Raw genomic sequence first — 19,600 nt, 5'->3', positions numbered from 1 at the left:
CGCAAATCCATGTGGGAGCGAGCCTGCTCCCGAAGACGGCAGCACATCCAACATTCTCGCCAACTGACCCAGCGCTTTCGCGAGCAGGCTCGCTCCCACAGGAAATCGGTGGTGGACGCAGAATCTGTGAGCAGCCGCGAGCCCTTGTGGGAGCGAGCCTGCTCGCGAAGACGGCAGCACATCCAACATTCTCGCCAACTGACCCAGCGCTTTCGCGAGCAGGCTCGCTCCCACAGGAAATCGGTGGTGGACGCAGAATTTGTGAGCAGCCGCAAATCCATGTGGGAGCGAGCCTGCTCCCGAAGACGGCAGCACATCCAACATTCCCGCCAACTGACCCACCGCTTTCGCGAGCAAGCTCGCTCCCACAGGAAATCGGTGGTGGATGCAGAATTCGTGCGCAGCCGCGAGCCCTTGTGGGAGCGAGCTTGCTCGCGATGGCGGCGTCACGGACGAAGAAGATGTTGAATATGCTGGCCTCTTCGCGAGCAGGCTCGCTCCCACAGGAAATCGGTGGTGGACGCAGAATCTGTGAGCAGCCGCGAGCCCTTGTGGGAGCGAGCTTGCTCGCGATGGCGGCGTCACGGACGAAGAAGATGTTGAATATGCTGGCCTCTTCGCGAGCAAGCTCGCTCCCACAGGAAATCGGTGGTGGACGCAGAATTTGTGAGCAGCCGCGAGCCCTTGTGGGAGCGAGCCTGCTCGCGAAAGCGGCGGGTCAGCCAATGAGGGGGTGACTGACCGGATCCCTTCGCGAGCAGGCTCGCTCCCACAGGTTGTGTGCCAAGACTTGAGTTTTATCCTTCCCGAGCGGCGCGTTCACGCAGATATTCCAATACCGCCGCCTGCTCCCCGACAAACTCGATGCGCCCGCCCTTCTTTTCCCGCTGGAATACATACATCGGGTCGTAGTACTCGCGCAGCAAGCCTTCGATCCAAGCGCGATGCAGGTCGACGGCGCCGCTGGCGGCCTGTTCGGCCAGGGCGGCTTCCATGATGCCCAGCAATCGCCTATGGCGATCGCCACCCAGGCGTTTGTGGATGTTGTCCAGGCTCGCCAGCAATCGTTCGCCAAACAGCGAAAACCCTTCGTCGCCATGGACCTCGACAAACTCGGCGCAGAGGTTGATCACGTAGTCGCGCAGGATCCGCTCGACCCGCCGCTCCAGGCGATCTTCCAGCCAGACCATCGGCACCTGCTGCATGCGCTGGTACAACGGCAACGGCAAGGCGCAACTGCCGACCATGCGGCTTTCATCCTCCAGCACGAATTGCTCGATGCCGGCGGCACGCTTTTTCAGCACATCCACCGCCAGCTGGTTTTCGAAATCGATATTGGAAGGCTGCCCGGTCGCCCGCTTGCCGAAGCTCGAACCGCGATGATTGGCATAGCCTTCCAGGTCCAGGCCGTTATTGAGCTGCGCCAACACCTCGGTCTTGCCGGTGCCGGTCATGCCGCCCAGCAGGACCAGATCGCACTGAGCGACCGCCTGGTCGATAGTGCCCAACAGGAACGTACGCATCGCCTTGTAGCCCCCGCCGACTCGGGGGTATTCGATGCCCGCCTCGTCCTTGAGCCATTGCTGGACGATCTGTGAGCGCAAGCCCCCGCGGAAGCAGTACAGCAGGCCATCAGGATGGGCCTGGGCAAATTCGGCCCAGGCCTGGATGCGTTGGGCCTTGGTCTCGCCGCTGACCAGTTGATGCCCCAGGACAATGGCGGCCTGTTGCCCCTGCTGCTTGTAGCAGGTCCCGACGCGTTGCCGCTCGATGTCAGTCATCAACGGCAGGTTGACCACGCCGGGAAACGCGCCCTTGAGAAATTCCACCGGCGCGCGAGTGTCCATCATCGGGCGATCATTGAGGAAAATATCGCGGTAATCGGTGATGTCGTTGGGCATCAAGACACCTCGACCGCGTGGTTCTGTCGCTCGACCAATTCACCAATCGGTTCCAGCGCCAGACCCAGTTCAACGGCGACCCGCAGGAACTCGCTCTCCCCTTCGGGTGTGACGGCAATCAGCAGGCCGCCACTGGTCTGCGGGTCGCACAGCACCCGCTTGTGCAGCTCCTGGACGCGACCGACCTTGCTGGCGTAGCTGTCATAGTTGCGCAATGTGCCGCCCGGTACGCAGCCTTGATCGAGGTAGTACTCGACGCCTGGCAGGCGCGGCACCGCGTCGTAGCGGATACGCGCGGTCAGTTGGCTGCCATCGGCCATTTCCACCAAATGCCCGAGCAAGCCGAAACCGGTGACATCGGTCATCGCCGTCACGCCATCGAGCTTGCCGAAACGGCTGCCGGGCTTGTTCAGCGTGCACATCCAGTCTCGGGCCAGGCCCACGTCGGCGGCGCGCAGCTTGCCTTTCTTTTCCGCCGTCGTGAGGATGCCGATGCCCAGGGGTTTGGTCAGGTACAACCGGCAGCCCGCGGTGGCGGTGTCGTTGCGTTTCATGTGGCGCTTTTGCACAAGGCCCGTCACTGCCAGACCGAAAATCGGCTCGGGCGCATCGATCGAGTGCCCGCCCGCCAGGGGGATGCCTGCCTCGTCGCACACCGAGCGGCCACCGCGAATCACCTCGCGCGCGATTTCCGGGGCGAGCACGTTGACTGGCCAGCCGAGGATCGCAATCGCCATCAGCGGATCACCGCCCATGGCATAGATATCACTGATGGCATTGGTCGCGGCGATGCGACCGAAGTCGAACGGATCGTCAACGATCGGCATGAAGAAATCGGTGGTCGAGACCACGCCGCGCTTCTCATCGATGGCATAGACCGCCGCATCGTCCCGGGAAGCGTTCCCGACCCACAGGTTGGGATCAAGGTTTTGCGCACCGCTGCCGGCCAGGATCACTTCCAGCACCTGGGGCGAAATCTTGCAGCCGCAACCGGCACCGTGGCTGTACTGGGTCAGGCGAATCGGCTCGCTCATGGGCATACCTCTCGTAAGTCAAGGTGGCCGATTCTAGCAGCAACGCCAGCCGTTCACTGCCGGTCACGACCAGTCGGCACTCATCCGACGGAATTTTTCTGTTGCCAACAGACTCACTTGTTCAATAGCCGAGCCTTCATCCGGGGAGATTGCCGATGGACTTGAACCCACGCGTGGACACCCACCTTGATTACGGCCTCGACACGCTGTTCGGACGCGAAACCAAAAGCGTCGACTGCCAGTTCGATGTCAAGCGCCTCGACGACGGCGAGCCGCCATGGTTCGCCCTGCATGTACGCCCACCGCTGCCCGAAGACCTGGCAAAAGCCCAGATCGTGGTGTTCAGCGTCGAAGGCCGGCGCATCAGCGGCATTGTCCGACGTACCGAGCGCCTGGCTGATGACAGCCTGCAACTGGACGTCGAACCGGACTGAGCCGTTCAGCTCTGCCGCGTACTGCTGCGATACATGAACACCAGCGCCAGTGCCAGGCAGGCCATGGCCAACAAGCGGCTGGCGGACAGTTCGACAGGTGGATTGCCCAGCCAGCCAAAGTTGTCGATCAGCATGCCCATGGCAAGTTGCCCGACGATGACCGCGACAGTTGCCACGGCTGTGCCGACTCTCGGCACCGCGCCGACCATCACGATCATGTACACCACACCAAACAATGCGCCGCTGAGCTGCCATTTCGGCACGTCCAACAGGCTTACCGCATGGGCCGGCTCGAAAAACACGATCAACAACCCGGTCACCACCGTGCCTACCGCAAAGGTCAGCAGACTGCTGCGCAGTACGCCGACCGTCTCGCCCAGACGCCCGTTGATGGCAGCCTGGACGCTCAATACCGCGCCGGCGGCGACGACCACCAGCAATAACAGGATTACGCTCATATCAACCTCGGGCAATCAGGACAAGGGCCACGACAATCAACGCCAACGCCAGCCAGCGCTCGCGGTTGACACGCTTGCGGCTCGCGCCGAACCAGCCGAAATGGTCGATCAGCACGCTTTTGCCGACCTGTCCGGAGAGAATCGCGATCATGGTCATGGCAATGCCGATGTGCGGGGTGGCGAGCGTCAATACCACCACGTAGATCGGCCCCAGGAAGCCACCGATCAATTGCCAGCGCGGCAACTCATTCAGAGCCGGGCCTCGTTGCGGACCGCTGAGCAACAACAGCAGGAACAGCAGCGCCGCGCCAACGCCAAAGATGCTTAACGTTGCCCACAGATGCCCGACCTGGAGACCGAGCGGCCCGAGCAGACCGGCCTCCACCGATAGCCCCATGCCCGCCACGATCACCAGGGGTAGCAGGAGCCAGCGCAGGAAAGTCCGGGGTGGCGCGGCATCCGCTACCGCTGCGGCGGAGGGGGTGGATGTTGATTGCATGAGATAAACCTGCCTGAAAAGAAACGACGGGCATTATCGGCTGGCGCTGTTGTGCGATAAATGGCAGCATTCTTACAACTCTTTTGCGTAACACGCACAGCGGAGTCCCATGCACGGTCTTGATGAACTGGGTTTCAAGGCACTCCGATTGTTCGTCGCGGTGCTCGATCACGGCAGCTTCTCGGAAGTCGCGCGGCGCGAGGGGTTGGCGCCCTCCTCGATTTCCCGGCAGATCCAACTGATGGAGCAGGCGCTGAACCAGCAGTTGCTGTATCGCCATACCCGCGCCGTTTCGCCCACCGAAGCCGGCCGCCTGCTCGGGCACCATGCACGCTTGCTGCTGGTGCAATTGGAAGAAGCCGAACAAGCCTTGCAGGAACAGCGCAGCGAACCGGCCGGACTCGTGCGGATCAACGCCCCGGTAGTCTTCGGACAGCGCCACCTGACGCCCTGGCTGGGACAACTGTGCGAGCGCTACCCGAAGCTGCAGCTGGATATCCAGCAGACCGACAGTTACGTCGACCCGCTGCAGGAAGGTGCCGATCTGCTCTTTCGCATCGGCTCGTTGCACGATTCGAGCATGCAGGCGCGGATCATCGCTCCACACCGTTTCCAGATCGCGGCCAGCCCCACCTACCTGGCCCGCCACGGCGCTCCACAAAAACCCGAAGACCTGGCGGCCCATCAGTGCCTGGCCTACAAAGGCGTAGCCGGGCAACAGCGCTGGTTTTTCCGCAAGCCAGGTCAAGCCTGGATACGCTACAGCGTGAGCGGGCCAATCACCGGCAACCACGCCGACACCCTGACCCAGGCCGCCGAACAAGGCCTGGGCCTGGTGATGTTTCCGTCATGGCTGATCGGCGAAGCCGTGCGCAACGGCACGCTGGTACCGGTCCTGGGCGATTACGAAGCGTCCAACAGCCTCGAACCCCAGCAAATCGCCATCCTCTGGCCCGGCAGCCGACGCCTGTCAGTGAAAGTGCGCACGGTGATCGATTTTTTCCTCGAGTGTTTCGGCGAAGTGCCCTACTGGGATCGTCCTTGATCGCCCGGGGTGGCTCAGTCGAACTTGACCAGATTCAGCACCGGCAACGGGCCGCCGGGAAATTGCGTCAGGTGCGCTCCGGCGCTCAGCGGGCCGAGGTCCACGGCGAAGAATCCCAGCCGCTCGATCAACCCGGCCACTTCCACACGCGCCTGTTGGTCATCGCCGGTCAGGAACAGCACACGCTTGCCACCCTCGGCAGCCGGATCAGCCTCGAGCAATTTCGCCAGCATGTGGTTGAATGCCTTGACCACCCGCGCGCCGGGCACCCACTCGCTGAACACCTCGGTGGAGGTCCGCCCGTGCAGATCGATCGCCTGGAATTCCGGCACCTTGATGGCATTGTTGGCGTCGATCACGATCCGCCCGGCGAAATCCGGCAAACCTGCCAGGGCTTGCGGCAACTTCTGCCAGTTGACGGCCACCAGCACCATGGGTTGCGCGGCAGCTTCCTGCACGGTGCCGGCACGTACGGTCGGGCCCAGTTCGGCGACCAGCTCGGTCAGGCTTTCCGGCCCGCGACTGTTGGAAATGACCACGTTGATGTCTTGGCGAGCCAGGGCCCGGGCGAATGCGCTGCCGATGGCGCCAGCGCCGATAATGCCGATGGTGTTCATGTGATGTCCTCAATGGTTGGAAAAACCGTGCGGTGATGTCCGCCGTTGAGGTGCATATTGCGCTTGCCATTGCGCCCTGATTAGCCGGTAATGGCTTGAATTATCTTCAAGCATTACTATCAGGTCCCATCAAATGGAAACCCTCGCCAACCTCGAATGTTTCGTGCGCAGTGCCGAGACCGGCAGTTTTTCCGCTGCCGCCAGGCTGCTGGCGCTGACGCCCGCCGCCGTCAGCCGCAACGTGGCGATGCTGGAGCGAAACCTGGGTGTACGCCTGTTCCAGCGTTCGACCCGCAAGCTTTCCCTGACCGAAACCGGCGAACATTTCCTCGCCAGCATCGGCGGCAACCTTCAAGCCCTGCAGGTTGCGATTGGCGCGGTGAGCGCCGAACGTGGCGAGCCGGCCGGCCTGTTGCGGGTCAGCCTCTCCCCCAGCTTTGGCATGGCTCACGTCTTGCCGTTAATGCCTGCTTTCCTCGGTCGATATCCCCTGATCCGGCCGGAATGGCATTTCGAAAATCGTCGGGTCGACTTGATTGCCGAGGGTTTCGACGCGGCGATTGGAGGCGGTTTCGAATTGACTCCCGGCGTGGTGTCCCGGACTTTGGCGCCAGCCCACCTGATTGCCATCGCCAGCCCGCAGTACCTGGCCGTTCATGCCCAGCCCCAGCATCCGGAGCAATTGGCCGATCACGCTAACATCGTCCTGCGCTCAAGCCTGACCGGCCGTGTGCGCCAACCGATGATGCGCAACAGCGCCGGGCTCGAGTGCGCGGTGTCGTTGCCGGAGTCGATCACCTTCAACGATCCGGTCGCGATGCGTGAATCTGCCTTGCTGGGCCTGGGCGTTGCGCTGTTGACGGTGCCGGATGTCTTGCCCTGGCTGGAGCGCGGCGAGCTGGTGCGGCTGCTGCCGCAATGGTATGTCGACCTTGGCGCGATCTCGCTCTATTACCCGAGTCGTACGCTGATGCCCGCCAAGACCCGGGTCTTTGTCGACTTCATTACCGAGCACTTCGAACGTCGGGCGCTGGCGCGGCGCTTCAGTGCCGTCGGTGTTAACGTATCGAACCCATGACCGACAAGGACGACTCGTGTTCCAGTTTCAAGCCAACCAGCCCATGGAGCGTTTTAATGTCATTGCTGAGTAAACCAGCTGCCGCCCTGCTACTGGCAGCGATCACCAGCCTGGTCGCATCCCCGGCCCTTGCCGCCCAGCCCAAGAAACCCGTGGCGCAAGCACCGGCCCAGAAGGTTTCGCTGCTGGGCGGCAAGTTCAGCTTCACCCTCCCCCCGGGCTTCACGGCGACGCCCTTGTCCGCAGGGGACGTGGCACAGGGAACCGCCGGGGCGAGCGGTACGATGTACAGCAATGCCACCCGCAAAACGGTGGTGATCACGGCAGAGAACACCCTGGTTGACGGGGCGAATGTAAACGATAACGACGCAGCCTTCCTGGACACGACCTTCGCCGATTTCGCGGTCCAGAAGACCAAGGCCCTGCCGGATGCCAAAATCCTCGGGGAAAAGAGCCTGACCCTGAAAGCCACCGGCCTCGGCCTGCGCCAGCTCGACACCCGGGCCACCCAAGGTGGCGGGCCCACGTTGGACACTACCCTGATAGGGGCTTCCGGCACGCGCATGGCCGTGGTGCAGATCATCTCCAGGGCGAGCGACCAGGCCGGTCATGAGGCATTGGTCAAGCAGATCGCCAGCGGAAAGTGATGGGCCTGTGCGGTGTGCCTGGTGGACCCCATTGCTGCATTCGCGAGCAGGCTCGCTCCCACAGGGATCCGGCTGGATCAAGGGTTGAGCCGCTCCAGCCAGGCCCGCAGGTCCTTCACTTCCTGCGCGCTGATATTGTGACCAAGCCCCGGATACGCGTGGAATTCCGGTTCCAGGGCCAGGGTCTTGAGGAACGTGTCAGCGTCGGTGCCGTCGTGGTAGGGAATGATCGGGTCCACCGTGCCGTGGCCTATGAACACCGCCAGATCCCGGCGCGATTCATCGGGCGTCAGTTCGGCGCGCAACACCGAAAGAACTCGCCCGCCCATCGCGGCAATGCCGCCGACGGCTTCGGGGTGTCTCAGGGCTACCTCGTAGCTCATCATCGCGCCTTGACTGAAACCCACCAGATAGACGTTGCTCGCATCGGTCGGGTATTTGGCCCGAGCCTTCTCGATGAATTCCAGGAGCATCTGGCCGCTGGCCTTCAGGTCTGACGTGTCACCTTCATAGGCGCCCTCGCCTTTCCTGGCAAACCATTGGTAGCGCCCCGGCTCCATCGACTTGGGTGCCCGCACCGAAAGGTAGTTGTAGTGCTTGGGCAGTTCGTCGGCGAGCGTCAGCAGGTCTTCTTCGTTGCTGCCCGAACCGTGCAGGAAAATCACCAGTGGCCGGTTCCTGGCCTGTTCATCGGCGCGGGCCAGGTAGTTGAGTGGCAAGTCGGTATGCAGCGACGGTTGGGCCTGCGCTCCGGCAGACACCAGCAGCAGAAACAGGGCGAACGCTTTGAACATCGGTCTTCCTCCAGCATTGGATAACCGCACGGTGACGACCGTGCGGTGAGGTAGACAGCACTTATCAGCCGTTGATCAATTTCCCCGCCCGAATCGGCTCACGCCCGGCGACTTTCGCCTGCCAGACGCCCGGCTGGGTATAGCGCCCGCGATCCAGGGCGAACAATACGCCGCTGGTGCCGGCGCGGACCGTGGTCACTCGGTCGTTCAACGGATCGACCACTTCGAACAAAGCATCGCCTCGCTCCACCCACTCGCCAGCGTCGCGCAGGAAGCTGACCACGCCATGGTGCGGGGCAAACAGGTATTCGGTGCCTTCGAACGGAAAACCCTCGCAGCATTGCGCCGGCGCGGCCGGCCAGTCACCGCCGATGAGTCCCTGTTCGGCGAGAAATCCGAGGATAGCCTCGCAACTGGCCCGGGCCTGCTCCACCCGGGTGTCGCCCATGCTGCCCAGTTCCAGCGTTGTCGCCAGGTTGGCCGCCGGAATGGCCGCTTGCGGAAAGATCCTCGCCAGGCGCAACCAGGGCGTGGAGCAGGACTCATCGAACGAGCTGCCGCCGGAATCCTCGCACAACAACGCCACACCGGCCCTCAGCCGCGCGGCCAGCGAGCGCCACTGCGGCCATTGTTGCGGCAACGCGTACAAGTGAATCGCGGCCTCGAAATCGCAGTGCAGGTCGAGAGTGACGTCGGCGTCGCAGGCATGGCGAAGCAACAGCCGATGCATGGCTTCGAGTTGCGAAGGTGGCGCGGGAAGTTCGTCGAGCACCTCGGCCATGGTTTGCCGGATCAAGGTGACGTTGGCAGCCGGATCGTCGCCCAGACGAGCCCCGATGCGCTGCGCCACCGGGGCGCTGAGTTCGACGAAGGAACGGTTGAAATTTTTCCCGCTGCCCAGCTCGAAACGCCCCATGTGGGCACTCTGCAGATGCTGGTCCAGGCCGATGGGATTGGCCACCGGCACCAGTTCGATCACGCCTTTGAGCAGGCCGCGGGACTCAAGGTCGCTGAGCCGCTGTTTCAGTTCCCATGCCGTGCGCATGCCCGGCAGTTCATCGGCGTGCAGGCTGGCCTGGATGTAGGCCTTGCGCGGGCCATGGCCGAAACGAAACACGCTGAGCCGGCGCTCCGTGCCCAGGTGGCTCCACGGCAGGGTATGGTCGATGCGTTGCATTGGCACTCCAGATATCGGTTCTCGACAGGCTCAGGGTAAAACAATCGCCCATGAAAAAGGTGGCCGGCCGGGTCAGCGGCGGGCCACCTGTTTCCTTCAGCGATTAATGCCCGTAGACGTCAAAGGCGAAATATTTGTCCTGCACCTTTTTGTAGGTGCCATTGGCGCGGATTTCGCTGATGGCGGCGTTGAATTTGTCCGCCAGGGCCTTGTCACCCTTGCGCACCGCGATGCCGGCGCCGCCGCCAAAATACTTGGCGTCTTCATAGGTCGGCCCGACGAAGGCAAAGCCTTTGCCGGCGGCGGTTTTCAGGAAACCTTCGTCGAGGTTGACCGAGTCGGCCAGCATGGCGTCGAGGCGACCGGCGACCATGTCCAGGTTGGCTTCTTGCTGGGAGCTGTAGCGCACCAGGTTGATTCCCGCCGGCACCAGCACTTCGGTCGCGAAGCGGTCATGGGTACTGGCGCGCAGCACGCCGACTTTCTTGCCCTTGAGTTCGGTCAGCGGGTCCTTGACGTCCGTACCTTCCTTCATCACGAAACGCGCCGGGGTGTGGTAGTACTTGATGGTGAAGTCGACGTTTTTCTTGCGGTCGTCAGTGATGGTCATCGACGACAGGACCGCGTCGATTTTCCTCACCTTTAGTGCCGGAATCAGCCCGTCGAACTCTTGCTCGACCCAGGTGCATTTGACCTTCATCTGCGCGCACAGCGCGTCGCCGATATCCACATCGAAGCCGGTCAGCTTGCCATCAGGGGTTTTCATCGAAAAAGGTGGATAACCGGCCTCGATCCCGAGGCGGATCGGCTTGGCGTCTTCGGCCACGGCCGACAGGGAGAGTACGGACAGTGCCAGGGCACCGAACATGACAAGCTTCTTCATTTTTGCTCCTGAGTGCGCAGGTTTTTTTGATCGTTATGGGCAGATTCGGAAACAGCGTTCGGTCAGCGAGAACCGAAGTGAGCGGGAGTCTAGAGGGGCACTCGGGAGCGGAATTGCGTATAGGCGACAAATAGTTATAAAGATGGAAAGCATTTGCAAAACCGAAAGCAATCAGCCCTTGTGGCGAGGGAGCTTGTTCTCACCACAAGGAGGACGCACCGTTCAACAATCGCAGCTGACCGCCTGCTCCGTCACGCGCTCCACGGAACCGGTCAGGCGGAAACCTTCGTCGAGCCAGCCCATGACACCACCGATCATTTCCTTGACCGGGTACCCCAGGGTCGCCAGGCGCACCGCAGCCTTGTTGGCGCCGTTGCAATGCGGCCCCGCGCAATAGACCACGAACAGGGTGGCCTTAGGATAGGCCGCAAGCGCCTCGGCGGTCAGCGTGCGGGTCGGCAGGTTGATCGCCCCGGGCACGTGCCCGCGTGCGTAGGCCTGCGGCCCGCGCACATCAACGAGGACAAAATCGATCTCAGCGGCGTCCTGGCTGGCACGTACGTCGGAACAATCGGTTTCGAACATCAGGCGCCGACTGAAATGCTGCAGGGCAATGTCGGACGGGGCGGCAGGCACTTCGCGAACAGGGCTGGTCATCGTTTTTACTCCAGGGACGGATAAGGGCTTGGAGAGACTTTATCCACCCGCCGCCAACCGCTACAGTGGCGTACAAGACACTCTGTGGGAATTTTCCGCCAAATGCAGCCCACCCCTGGCCTCGTCGCGATTCTCGCCTACGACGGGCTGTGCACGTTCGAATTCGGCGTCGCCGTCGAGATATTCGGACTGGCACGGCCCGAGTTTGATTTTCCCTGGTATGAACACCGCATCGTCGCTGTCGACGACGGCCCGATGCGCGCCATGGGCGGCTTCCAGGTATTGGCCGATGGCGGCATGGAGCTGCTCGACAGCGCGCGAACCATTATCGTGCCGGGCTGGCGCAGTCGCAGCGAACCGCCCTCCGATGCCCTGCTCCAGGCCTTGCGACGAGCCCATGCCCGTGGCGCTCGCCTGTTGTCGATCTGCTCGGGGGCTTTTGTCCTGGCGGCCACCGGGCTGCTCGACGGCTTGGGCGCCACCACGCATTGGCGCTACACCGACGAACTCGCCGACAGCTACCCGATCATCGAAGTCGATCCCGACGTCCTTTACGTCGACTCAGGCCAGATCATCACGTCGGCTGGCAGCGCGGCCGGCATCGATGCCTGCCTGCACTTGGTGGCGCGGGATTTCGGCGCCCAGGTCGCCAATGCCGTGGCGCGCCGGCTGGTCATGCCGACCCAGCGCACCGGTGGCCAGGCACAGTTCATCCCCTCGCCGGTCAGCCGCACGCCGCGCAGCGATTTGTCCGGCGTCATGCAATGGGCCCGGGAACGTCTCCACGAGCCGCTGGGAGTGCGCGACCTGGCCAGTCACGCCGCCATGAGCGAACGGACCTTCCTGCGTCGCTTCACCCAGGCTTGCGGCCTGTCGCCCAAGGCCTGGCTGCAACATGAGCGCCTGGCACGGGCGCGGGAATTGCTGGAAAGCACGCAAGACAACACCGACAACATTGCCCAACTGTGTGGCTATCGTTCGGTGGAGAGTTTCCGGGTAGCGTTTCGCAACGTGGTGGGGCTGGCGCCGTCGGTGTACCGGGAGCGGTTTGGGCGAGGGTGACGACGTCTTCGAGGTCCTCCGTGGCGAGGGAGCTTGCTCCCGCTGGGTTGCGCAGCAACCCCGATGCACAAGATGGCTAATGTCTTGCGCCTGCTTCGCAGTCGAGCGGGAGCAAGCTCCCTCGCCACGGGTTGATCCGCACCATCAGGGTTTGCGCAACAAATACGTATCCATGATCCACCCATTCGCCTGTCGCGCCGCCTTGCGGGTGCGTTCGATGTCGTCGGCCACGTCCCCCAGCCGTCCGGCAATGAGCAATTCATCCGCCATTCCCACGTAGGCGCCCCAATAGATCTGCGTATCAGGATCGCTGACCTGGCGATACGCATCCTCGGCATCAAGCATCACCACCGTGCTCGCGGCATCGCCAACCTGCCCCGCCGCCAGCCTGCGCCCCGTGGTGATCTCCAGCGAGCCGCCGATACTGTTCAACGGCACCTTGTGTCGCGCCGCGAGGGCCTGGACGCAGGTGATCCCCGGAACGACATCGAACTCGAAGACGCAGCGCCCCGAATCAAGGATCGCCTGCAGGATGCGCAGGGTGCTGTCGTACAGCGATGGGTCGCCCCACACCAGGAAACCGCCACGCTGCCCGTCAGACAATTGCTCATTGATCAATCTTTCGAACGTTGCCTGCTTCGCCCGGTTAAGTGCCTCGACACTGGCCGTGTAGTCCAGATCCTCGCGCTGGCGCTCGGGACTGCCGGCTTCGACAAAACGGTAAGTGCGATCAGTGATGTAGCGGCGACAGATGTCGCGACGCAGGTCCAACAGCGCGTCCTTGCCGGGCCCTTTGTCCATCAGGAAAAACACATCGACCTGATTCAGGGCCTTCACTGCTTGCATCGTCAGGTGATCGGGATCACCGGCACCGATGCCTATCACCGACAATCTCTTCATGCTTGCGGCTCCCGGCCAGGCCCCTGGGTGCGAAATCGCCACACCCCATTGAAACGCAACTCAGTGACGGAAAGCGATTCGATGTCGATCCGGTGGAACATGCCCAGCGGGCAACCCAGTACGTTCACCAGGGCAGCGCGAATCACGAACGGATGGGTAACGGCCAGCCAGTGGCCCGGAGTGTGTTGCAGCGTCGTCAGCCAGTCGCCGACCCGGCGACATACCCCGCTGACGGACTCGCCGCCGTGGGGCGCGGCGTCCGGGTCGTCACGCCAGGCTTGAAGGCATTCCGGCTCCGTCTTGAGCAATTCATCGACAGACATCCCGCGCCAACGCCCGAAATCACAATCGGCCAACGCCTGGACCACCTGCGGATCGTCGCCCAACAGCGCCGCGGTCTGGCGGGTGCGCAGCTCTGGCCCGCAAAGCAGGCGGCGGACGTTCCGGTATTCATGGCCGATCTCGGCACGCGTCGCCAGCCAGCCGGCGTCCAGCGGTTCGTCCAAGCCGAAACGTGCATCTTTCTGGGCGGCGGTGCGGGCATGGCAGATCAGGGTCAGGCGAGTGGCTTGCACGTTGGATACTCAGGCTGTCGGACGGCTCAACACAGCAACCCTCCCGTATTTTCTTGTACAACACCTTATATGAAATCAAATAACCCGGACAAAAAGGCGGTATGTCTGACACAGACGGGAGCGATAGCTGACATACATTGGCGTTCCAACCAAACCCTTGCCCTACAAGGCCTCTACATGACTTGAGGCTTTTTAAACGGAAAGTAAAAACCTCTGGACACGCGGCACCTGCTGCCCAAATACTATTTTCGGCGCTAGAAAAGAAACCAGCACTCATCCCGGCAAGGAGCACGGATGCCTCTCTTCAGAGACCCGATCACTGATCCATGCCTGGCTATGATGCTTTCGGTACACAAGATCATATGTGCCCTGTATGGCCGGGCGCCGCCCGACGCCTTGCCCCAGGCGCTGTCACCAGCCGAACTTTGTGAGCACTATGCGTGAATCCATTGAATGTGCCGAATCGGGCCTCTATACCAAGCCTGCTTTCCGGTTGCTGCGTGAAGACTCCGAGCATCCATTGTTGCTGGTTTGCGAGCATGCCAGCCGCTACATTCCTGATGCACTGAACGACCTGGGCCTGGATGAAACCGCCGCTCAGGAACATATTGCCTGGGACATCGGTGCGCTGGCCCTGGCCGAGCGGCTGTCCGAAACCCTCGGCGCCACCTTGCTGTCGGCCAACTATTCAAGGCTGTTGATCGACCTGAACCGTCCGCTTCACGTCGCCGACAGCATTCCGGCGCAAAGCGAGATCTACCAGATTCCTGGCAACCAGTCCTTGGATGAAGCTACGCGCGCGTATCGCCAACGGTACCTCTTCCATCCATTCCATGATCAATTGCGCGCCTTGATCGACCGACGCCTGGCCGACAACCGGACCGTGCGAGTGGTCGGCATCCACAGTTTCACCCCGGTGTTCTACGGCCAGCCGCGGGCCCTTGAGGCCGGGGTATTGTTTGGCGAAGCCCGGGAATATGCCCAGCGCATCGTCGACGGGTTGATGCGCCATTCGCTGCGGGCCGCCGGCAATCAGCCCTATAAGGTCAGCCCGTTGAGTGACATGACGGTTCCAGTCCACGGCGACGGCCGCGGCCTGGATTCGGTGCTGATCGAAGTACGCAACGACCTGTTGCGCAGTCCCGAATCGGTGCGGACCTGGAGTGCCTATCTCGCGCCGCTGCTGTAACGCGACAGTGTCAAATCTCTGCTACAAGCTTCAACGCGTGGACATCGACAGTGATCGTCAGGCCCGGCACCTCTCGGCGGGCTCTTTGAAACAGGAGTGTTATCCATGCTGGCTTTACGCCCAGTTCAGTTAACCGATTTGCCGCAGTTGCAGCAGCTGGCCCGCGACAGCCTGGTGGGCGTCACCTCGCTTCCCGACGACACTGATCGCCTGCGGGACAGGATCCTCAGCTCATGCGCCTCGTTCGAAACCGACGTGCAACGCCCCGGTGCCCAGAATTACTTTTTTGTCCTGCAGGACCTGGGGTCGGGCCGCCTGCTGGGCTGCTCGGAAATCGTTGCGGCCACCGGTTGCGACGGGCCGTTCTACAGCCTGCGCAACCGGCCGTTTTCCAGCGAGTCCCGGGAATTGAACATCCAGCATGGCGTACCGGCACTGTCGCTGTGCCAGGACCTTAATGGCCAGACGCTGCTGCGCGGCTTTCATATCGACGCCGCACACGTGCACACGGCGCAATCGCAATTGTTGTCCCGCGCCCGGCTGATGTTTATCGGCGCCCATCCCCAACGCTTTGCCGACTCGGTGATCACAGAGATCGTCGGGTACAGCAGCGAGGAAGGCCATTCGCCCTTCTGGGATGCCATTGGCCAGCACTTTTTCGACCTGCCCTACACCGAAGCCGAACGACTGTGCGGCCTGCAGAGTCGGACCTTTCTCGCTGACCTGATGCCGCAATACCCGATCTATGTCCCTATGTTGCCGCCCCAGGCCCAGGCTTGTATCGGCCGGATCCACCCCGACGGCCAGGAAGCCTTCGACATTCTCGAACGCGAGGGTTTCGAAACCAATAACTACGTGGACATCTTTGACGGCGGGCCGACGATGCATGCCCGGGTCGCGAACATCCGCTCGATCATTCATAGCCGCTCGGCCGTCGTGCGTCCGAGCCAGCAGGTTGACGCCACGGGGCGCTACCTGGTGAGTAACGATGGCCTGGGTAATTACCGGGCCATCATCGCCGACCTGGACCTTGACGCCGAAGGCTTCGTGCGCCTGTCCCCTGACATGCTGGCAGCGCTAGACGTTGCCGACGGTGACCGGATTCGGATGGTCAGCTTATGAGCTGCATACGATCGCGCATCGTGCGGCAGCGTCCCGCCCGGCCTGTAGAAGGAGGCGCTTCGTGGTAGTCCGCCCGGTTGCCCTGACCGACTTGCCCGCATTGATGGACCTCGCCCGTTGCGCCGGCCCTGGGTTCACCAGCCTGCCGGCCAACGAGGAGCGCCTGGCGCACCGGGTACGCTGGGCCCAGCGCACCTTCGCCGGACAGGTCGAACGGGCGGACGCCGACTATCTGTTCGTGCTCGAAGACGACGACCGTCAGGTAGTGGGTATCAGCGCTCTCACTGGCGCAATCGGACTGCGCGAGCCCTGGTACAACTATCGGCTCGGGGTCACGGTCAGCTCGGCGCCCGAGCTGGGCATCCAGCGGCATATTCCGACGCTGTTCCTCAGTAACGAAATGACCGGGCAGTCGGAAATCTGCTCGTTGTTTCTTCATCCCCAGCACCGTCGCGGCCATAACGGGCGGCTGCTGTCCCTGGCGCGCCTGCTGTTCGTGGCGGAGTTTTCCGGGCTGTTTGGCGATAAGCTGATCGCGGAATTACGCGGCCACGCCGATGAACAAGGTTGCTCGCCGTTCTGGGACAGCCTGGGACGACACTTTTTCCAGAAGGACTTCAGCCACGCCGACCAGCTGTCCAGCATGGGCAACAAATCCTTCATCGCCGAGCTGATGCCCCGCCAACCGCTGTACACCTGCCTGCTCACCGAACAGGCCCAGGCCGTGATCGGCAAGGCTCACCCCAACACCGAGCCGGCCTTGAAGATCCTTGGCGATGAGGGTTTTGCCCATAAAGGGTACGTGGATATCTTCGACGCCGGCCCGGTGATCGAAGCGCCGGTATCGAACATCCGCAGCGTCCGCGACAGCCAGTCGCTGACGCTGACCATAGGCACCCCGGACGAACGGGCGCCGGTCTGGCTGATTCATAACAGGCGCCTGGAAAACTGCCGCGTCACCAGCGCCCGGGGGCACCTGCACGGCCAGGGCCTGGTGGTCGATCGCCTGACCGCCAAGCGCCTGCAAGTACAACCGGGTGACACGGTGCGCGCCGTGCTGCTGTTCAAACAGGATCGCCAGGCGGTGGCGGCATAGCGTCGCGGCGCCTGCCATATCTCACGGGATCGACTTCGGCCAGCCTGTCCCTGTAAATTCGTCATCATCCTTGGCCGTCCCGCGTGATAGCTTTCCATCCTTAGGCGTTGACACTTTTGCTCAAGCCCTTCCATTCCATTGGTGGAACTCATATGTCCAGGCTTTCCCATCAAGATTTGCGTCGAAATTTCCGCCAATTGCTGGCTTCCACAAATTGCTACCACACAGCTTCAGTGTTCGATCCGATGTCGGCGCGCATTGCCGCCGACCTGGGTTTCGAGGTAGGCATCCTTGGAGGCTCGGTGGCGTCACTGCAAGTATTGGGCGCGCCGGATTTTGCCCTGATCACCCTCAGCGAATTTGCCGAGCAGGCCACCCGCATCGGACGTGTCGCGCAACTGCCGGTGATCGCCGACGCCGACCACGGCTACGGCAACGCACTGAACGTGATGCGTACCATCATCGAGCTCGAACGCGCCGGCGTGGCGGCGTTGACGATTGAAGACACCTTGCTGCCGGCGCAATTTGGCCGCAAATCCACCGACCTGATCAGCGTGGCCGAAGGCGTCGGCAAGATTCGCGCGGCTCTGGAGGCGCGGGTCGACTCGGAAATGGCCATCGTCGCCCGCACGAACGCGGGGATTCTGCCGGTCCAGGAGATCATCAGTCGCACCCGGCAATACGAGCGCGCCGGCGCGGACGGCATTTGCATGGTAGGCGTGCAGGATTTCGGGCATCTGGAGCAAATCAGCGAGAACCTGAACGTACCGCTGATGCTCGTGACTTATGGCAACCCGCTGCTGCGCGACGATAAACGCCTGGCTGAACTGGGCGTGAGGATCACGATTGACGGCCACGGCGCGTATTTCGCCGCGATCAAGGCTACCTACGACAGTCTGCGGGAACAGCGTCAGATCTTCACCCAGGCATCAGACCTCAGCGCCACGGAACTGACCCACACCTACACCCAGCCCGAGGAATACATCCGTTGGGCAGAGGAGTATATGAGCGTCAAGGAGTGAGCTGATTCGTTGACCTGAAGGCCGCCATCGCGAGCAAGCTCGCTCCCACAGGGGCTTGCGGTGAGCGCAAATAACGCGTCCACCGATGAACCTCTGTGGGAGCGAGCCTGCTCGCGATAGCAGTCTCAGCGTAAACGAGCTTCAGCGCCCGCTACGCAACATCTCCTTCGGCACATACTTGCCGATCTCGAACTTGCCGATAGCCGCCCGGTGGACCTCATCCGGACCATCAGCCAGGCGCAGCGTGCGCTGCATGGCATACATGTAGGCCAGCGGGAAATCGTTGGAAACCCCGGCCCCGCCGTGGATCTGGATCGCCCTATCAATGACTTTCAAGGCCACGTTCGGCGCGACGACCTTGATCTGGGCGATTTCGCTTTTGGCCACTTTATTGCCGACCGTATCCATCATGTACGCCGCCTTCAAGGTCAGCAGGCGCGCCATGTCGATTTCCATTCGCGAGTCGGCGATCTTGTCGATGTTGCCACCCAGGCGCGCCAGCGGCTGGCCAAACGCGGTGCGACTGATGGCGCGCTGGCACATCAATTCCAATGCGCGCTCGGCCATGCCGATGGAGCGCATGCAGTGGTGAATCCGGCCCGGCCCGAGGCGACCCTGGGCGATTTCAAAGCCGCGTCCTTCGCCCAGCAAGACGTTTTCGTACGGCACCCGCACGTTATCGAACAGCACTTCGGCGTGGCCGTGAGGTGCATCGTCATAGCCGAACACCGGTAGCGGCCGGACAATTTTTACCCCGGGGGTGTCCACCGGCACCAGGATCATCGAGTGCTGGGCGTGACGAGGTGCGTCGGGATTGCTCAGGCCCATGAAGATCAGGATCTTGCAGCGTGGGTCACAGGCGCCTGAGGTCCACCATTTCTTGCCGTTGATGACCCATTGATCGCCGTCACGCTCGGCACGGGCAGCCATGTTGGTGGCGTCCGACGAAGCAACGTCCGGTTCGGTCATGGCAAAGGCCGAACGAATCTCGCCCCGCAGCAGCGGTTCGAGCCAGCGCTGCTTTTGTTCCTCGTTGGCGTAACGCACCAGCACTTCCATGTTGCCGGTGTCCGGCGCCGAACAGTTGAACGGCTCCGGGCCCAGCAGCGAACGCCCCATGATCTCCGCCAGCGGTGCATATTCCAGGTTGGTCAGGCCGGCCCCCAACTCGGACTCGGGCAGGAACAGATTCCACAACCCTTCGGTTTTGGCCTTGGCCTTGAGCTCCTCCATGATCGCAGTCGGCTGCCAACGGTCGCCTTCAGCCACTTGCCGTTCGAACACGGCCTCGGCCGGGTAGACATAGGCATCCATGAACGCCGTGACGCGCTCACGCAGTTCCTGAACCTTGGGGGAGTAGGCAAAATCCATGGGCAGCACCTTCTTGGCAGAGGTTGTTTTTAGGTCATG

Annotated in this window: 21 protein-coding genes; 9 read left to right on the top strand and 12 right to left on the bottom strand. The window is 62.3% G+C overall.

Annotated elements, in window-relative coordinates; all coding sequences use genetic code 11:
* Window positions 1-797: 797 nt before the first annotated feature.
* Both mnmH and selD read right to left on the bottom strand, forming a co-directional pair.
* The gene (gene mnmH, locus J3P94_RS10865) at window positions 798-1,901 is read right to left on the bottom strand and encodes a tRNA 2-selenouridine(34) synthase MnmH (protein ID WP_434573274.1); all 1,104 of its coding nucleotides are present in this window, start codon (window positions 1,899-1,901) and stop codon (window positions 798-800) included.
* Entirely contained in the window at window positions 1,901-2,935 is a 1,035-nt protein-coding gene (gene selD, locus J3P94_RS10860) for a selenide, water dikinase SelD (RefSeq protein WP_434573273.1), read from the bottom strand. Before selD ends, mnmH begins: the two co-directional genes overlap by 1 nt.
* Before the next feature lie 155 nt (window positions 2,936-3,090).
* Between selD and J3P94_RS10855 the strand changes: the two genes are divergently transcribed.
* The gene (locus tag J3P94_RS10855) at window positions 3,091-3,369 is read left to right on the top strand and encodes a hypothetical protein (protein WP_305500172.1); all 279 of its coding nucleotides are present in this window, start codon (window positions 3,091-3,093) and stop codon (window positions 3,367-3,369) included.
* 5 nt (window positions 3,370-3,374) lie between these two features.
* Here J3P94_RS10855 and J3P94_RS10850 read toward each other — a convergent pair whose 3' ends face one another.
* Together J3P94_RS10850 and J3P94_RS10845 are read right to left on the bottom strand one after the other, a co-directional pair.
* Entirely contained in the window at window positions 3,375-3,827 is a 453-nt protein-coding gene (locus J3P94_RS10850; protein ID WP_434573271.1) for a DMT family transporter, read from the bottom strand.
* Between the two features lies 1 nt (window position 3,828).
* Entirely contained in the window at window positions 3,829-4,326 is a 498-nt protein-coding gene (locus J3P94_RS10845; RefSeq protein ID WP_434573269.1) for a DMT family transporter, read from the bottom strand.
* Between the two features lie 109 nt (window positions 4,327-4,435).
* On the opposite strand from J3P94_RS10845, the gene J3P94_RS10840 reads away from it, so the two are divergent.
* Window positions 4,436-5,371, top strand: a complete 936-nt coding sequence (locus J3P94_RS10840; protein ID WP_434573268.1) for a LysR family transcriptional regulator — start codon at window positions 4,436-4,438, stop codon at window positions 5,369-5,371.
* A 14-nt stretch (window positions 5,372-5,385) separates the two neighbouring features.
* On the opposite strand, the gene J3P94_RS10835 is transcribed toward J3P94_RS10840, so the two are convergent.
* Entirely contained in the window at window positions 5,386-5,988 is a 603-nt protein-coding gene (locus tag J3P94_RS10835; RefSeq protein ID WP_434573267.1) for an NADPH-dependent F420 reductase, read from the bottom strand.
* A gap of 133 nt (window positions 5,989-6,121) precedes the next feature.
* On the opposite strand from J3P94_RS10835, the gene J3P94_RS10830 reads away from it, so the two are divergent.
* A complete protein-coding gene (locus tag J3P94_RS10830) occupies window positions 6,122-7,066 on the top strand; it encodes a LysR family transcriptional regulator (RefSeq protein ID WP_434573266.1) in 945 nt (314 codons plus the stop codon).
* Window positions 7,067-7,122: 56 nt separating this feature from the next.
* Entirely contained in the window at window positions 7,123-7,713 is a 591-nt protein-coding gene (locus J3P94_RS10825) for a hypothetical protein (RefSeq protein WP_434573265.1), read from the top strand.
* A gap of 77 nt (window positions 7,714-7,790) precedes the next feature.
* On the opposite strand, the gene J3P94_RS10820 is transcribed toward J3P94_RS10825, so the two are convergent.
* From J3P94_RS10820 to J3P94_RS10805, 4 genes are all read right to left on the bottom strand, one after another.
* Complete coding sequence (locus J3P94_RS10820; protein WP_434573263.1) at window positions 7,791-8,507, bottom strand: alpha/beta hydrolase; 717 nt, start codon at window positions 8,505-8,507, stop codon at window positions 7,791-7,793.
* 64 nt (window positions 8,508-8,571) lie between these two features.
* Window positions 8,572-9,684 (bottom strand): succinylglutamate desuccinylase/aspartoacylase family protein, encoded by a 1,113-nt coding sequence (locus J3P94_RS10815; protein WP_434573261.1) that lies wholly within the window; start codon window positions 9,682-9,684, stop codon window positions 8,572-8,574.
* A 103-nt stretch (window positions 9,685-9,787) separates the two neighbouring features.
* Complete coding sequence (locus J3P94_RS10810) at window positions 9,788-10,567, bottom strand: ABC transporter substrate-binding protein (protein WP_434573259.1); 780 nt, start codon at window positions 10,565-10,567, stop codon at window positions 9,788-9,790.
* Window positions 10,568-10,789: 222 nt separating this feature from the next.
* The gene (locus J3P94_RS10805) at window positions 10,790-11,224 is read right to left on the bottom strand and encodes a rhodanese-like domain-containing protein (RefSeq protein WP_434573257.1); all 435 of its coding nucleotides are present in this window, start codon (window positions 11,222-11,224) and stop codon (window positions 10,790-10,792) included.
* A 102-nt stretch (window positions 11,225-11,326) separates the two neighbouring features.
* Here J3P94_RS10805 and ftrA point away from each other — a divergent pair, with 102 nt between their 5' ends.
* The gene (gene ftrA, locus J3P94_RS10800) at window positions 11,327-12,286 is read left to right on the top strand and encodes a transcriptional regulator FtrA (RefSeq protein ID WP_434573256.1); all 960 of its coding nucleotides are present in this window, start codon (window positions 11,327-11,329) and stop codon (window positions 12,284-12,286) included.
* A 144-nt stretch (window positions 12,287-12,430) separates the two neighbouring features.
* On the opposite strand, the gene cobF is transcribed toward ftrA, so the two are convergent.
* Entirely contained in the window at window positions 12,431-13,186 is a 756-nt protein-coding gene (gene cobF / locus J3P94_RS10795) for a precorrin-6A synthase (deacetylating) (protein WP_434573254.1), read from the bottom strand.
* The gene (locus J3P94_RS10790) at window positions 13,183-13,761 is read right to left on the bottom strand and encodes a histidine phosphatase family protein (protein WP_434573252.1); all 579 of its coding nucleotides are present in this window, start codon (window positions 13,759-13,761) and stop codon (window positions 13,183-13,185) included. Before J3P94_RS10790 ends, cobF begins: the two co-directional genes overlap by 4 nt.
* A 436-nt stretch (window positions 13,762-14,197) precedes the next feature.
* On the opposite strand from J3P94_RS10790, the gene J3P94_RS10785 reads away from it, so the two are divergent.
* The 4 genes from J3P94_RS10785 (at window position 14,198) to J3P94_RS10770 (ending at window position 18,190) form a co-directional block, all read left to right on the top strand.
* A complete protein-coding gene (locus tag J3P94_RS10785) occupies window positions 14,198-14,950 on the top strand; it encodes an N-formylglutamate amidohydrolase (RefSeq protein ID WP_434573250.1) in 753 nt (250 codons plus the stop codon).
* Window positions 14,951-15,055: 105 nt separating this feature from the next.
* Window positions 15,056-16,072 (top strand): arginine N-succinyltransferase, encoded by a 1,017-nt coding sequence (locus J3P94_RS10780; RefSeq protein WP_434573248.1) that lies wholly within the window; start codon window positions 15,056-15,058, stop codon window positions 16,070-16,072.
* Window positions 16,073-16,133: 61 nt separating this feature from the next.
* A complete protein-coding gene (gene astA / locus J3P94_RS10775) occupies window positions 16,134-17,168 on the top strand; it encodes an arginine N-succinyltransferase (RefSeq protein ID WP_434573247.1) in 1,035 nt (344 codons plus the stop codon).
* Between the two features lie 152 nt (window positions 17,169-17,320).
* Entirely contained in the window at window positions 17,321-18,190 is an 870-nt protein-coding gene (locus tag J3P94_RS10770; protein WP_434573245.1) for an isocitrate lyase/PEP mutase family protein, read from the top strand.
* Between the two features lie 141 nt (window positions 18,191-18,331).
* Here J3P94_RS10770 and J3P94_RS10765 read toward each other — a convergent pair whose 3' ends face one another.
* Window positions 18,332-19,561 carry an acyl-CoA dehydrogenase gene (locus J3P94_RS10765; RefSeq protein WP_434573243.1) on the bottom strand — a complete coding sequence of 410 codons (1,230 nt, stop codon included), beginning with the start codon at window positions 19,559-19,561 and terminating at the stop codon, window positions 18,332-18,334.
* Window positions 19,562-19,600 lie beyond the last annotated feature (39 nt).

Source organism: Pseudomonas sp. Z3-8 (assembly GCF_051131975.1).
Taxonomy (GTDB): Bacteria; Pseudomonadota; Gammaproteobacteria; order Pseudomonadales; family Pseudomonadaceae; genus Aquipseudomonas.
This window is presented reverse-complemented; position numbering and strand designations above follow the sequence as displayed.

Excerpts from the sequence above, each read along its gene's own strand:
- mnmH (WP_434573274.1), bottom strand. The coding sequence starts at position 1,901 with ATGCCCAACGACATCACCGATTACCGCGATATTTTCCTCAATGATCGC.
- selD (WP_434573273.1), bottom strand. The coding sequence starts at position 2,935 with ATGAGCGAGCCGATTCGCCTGACCCAGTACAGCCACGGTGCCGGTTGC.
- J3P94_RS10855 (WP_305500172.1), top strand. The coding sequence starts at position 3,091 with ATGGACTTGAACCCACGCGTGGACACCCACCTTGATTACGGCCTCGAC.
- J3P94_RS10850 (WP_434573271.1), bottom strand. The coding sequence starts at position 3,827 with ATGAGCGTAATCCTGTTATTGCTGGTGGTCGTCGCCGCCGGCGCGGTA.
- J3P94_RS10845 (WP_434573269.1), bottom strand. The coding sequence starts at position 4,326 with ATGCAATCAACATCCACCCCCTCCGCCGCAGCGGTAGCGGATGCCGCG.
- J3P94_RS10840 (WP_434573268.1), top strand. The coding sequence starts at position 4,436 with ATGCACGGTCTTGATGAACTGGGTTTCAAGGCACTCCGATTGTTCGTC.
- J3P94_RS10835 (WP_434573267.1), bottom strand. The coding sequence starts at position 5,988 with ATGAACACCATCGGCATTATCGGCGCTGGCGCCATCGGCAGCGCATTC.
- J3P94_RS10830 (WP_434573266.1), top strand. The coding sequence starts at position 6,122 with ATGGAAACCCTCGCCAACCTCGAATGTTTCGTGCGCAGTGCCGAGACC.
- J3P94_RS10825 (WP_434573265.1), top strand. The coding sequence starts at position 7,123 with ATGTCATTGCTGAGTAAACCAGCTGCCGCCCTGCTACTGGCAGCGATC.
- J3P94_RS10820 (WP_434573263.1), bottom strand. The coding sequence starts at position 8,507 with ATGTTCAAAGCGTTCGCCCTGTTTCTGCTGCTGGTGTCTGCCGGAGCG.
- J3P94_RS10815 (WP_434573261.1), bottom strand. The coding sequence starts at position 9,684 with ATGCAACGCATCGACCATACCCTGCCGTGGAGCCACCTGGGCACGGAG.
- J3P94_RS10810 (WP_434573259.1), bottom strand. The coding sequence starts at position 10,567 with ATGAAGAAGCTTGTCATGTTCGGTGCCCTGGCACTGTCCGTACTCTCC.
- J3P94_RS10805 (WP_434573257.1), bottom strand. The coding sequence starts at position 11,224 with ATGACCAGCCCTGTTCGCGAAGTGCCTGCCGCCCCGTCCGACATTGCC.
- ftrA (WP_434573256.1), top strand. The coding sequence starts at position 11,327 with ATGCAGCCCACCCCTGGCCTCGTCGCGATTCTCGCCTACGACGGGCTG.
- cobF (WP_434573254.1), bottom strand. The coding sequence starts at position 13,186 with ATGAAGAGATTGTCGGTGATAGGCATCGGTGCCGGTGATCCCGATCAC.
- J3P94_RS10785 (WP_434573250.1), top strand. The coding sequence starts at position 14,198 with ATGCGTGAATCCATTGAATGTGCCGAATCGGGCCTCTATACCAAGCCT.
- J3P94_RS10780 (WP_434573248.1), top strand. The coding sequence starts at position 15,056 with ATGCTGGCTTTACGCCCAGTTCAGTTAACCGATTTGCCGCAGTTGCAG.
- J3P94_RS10770 (WP_434573245.1), top strand. The coding sequence starts at position 17,321 with ATGTCCAGGCTTTCCCATCAAGATTTGCGTCGAAATTTCCGCCAATTG.
- J3P94_RS10765 (WP_434573243.1), bottom strand. The coding sequence starts at position 19,561 with ATGGATTTTGCCTACTCCCCCAAGGTTCAGGAACTGCGTGAGCGCGTC.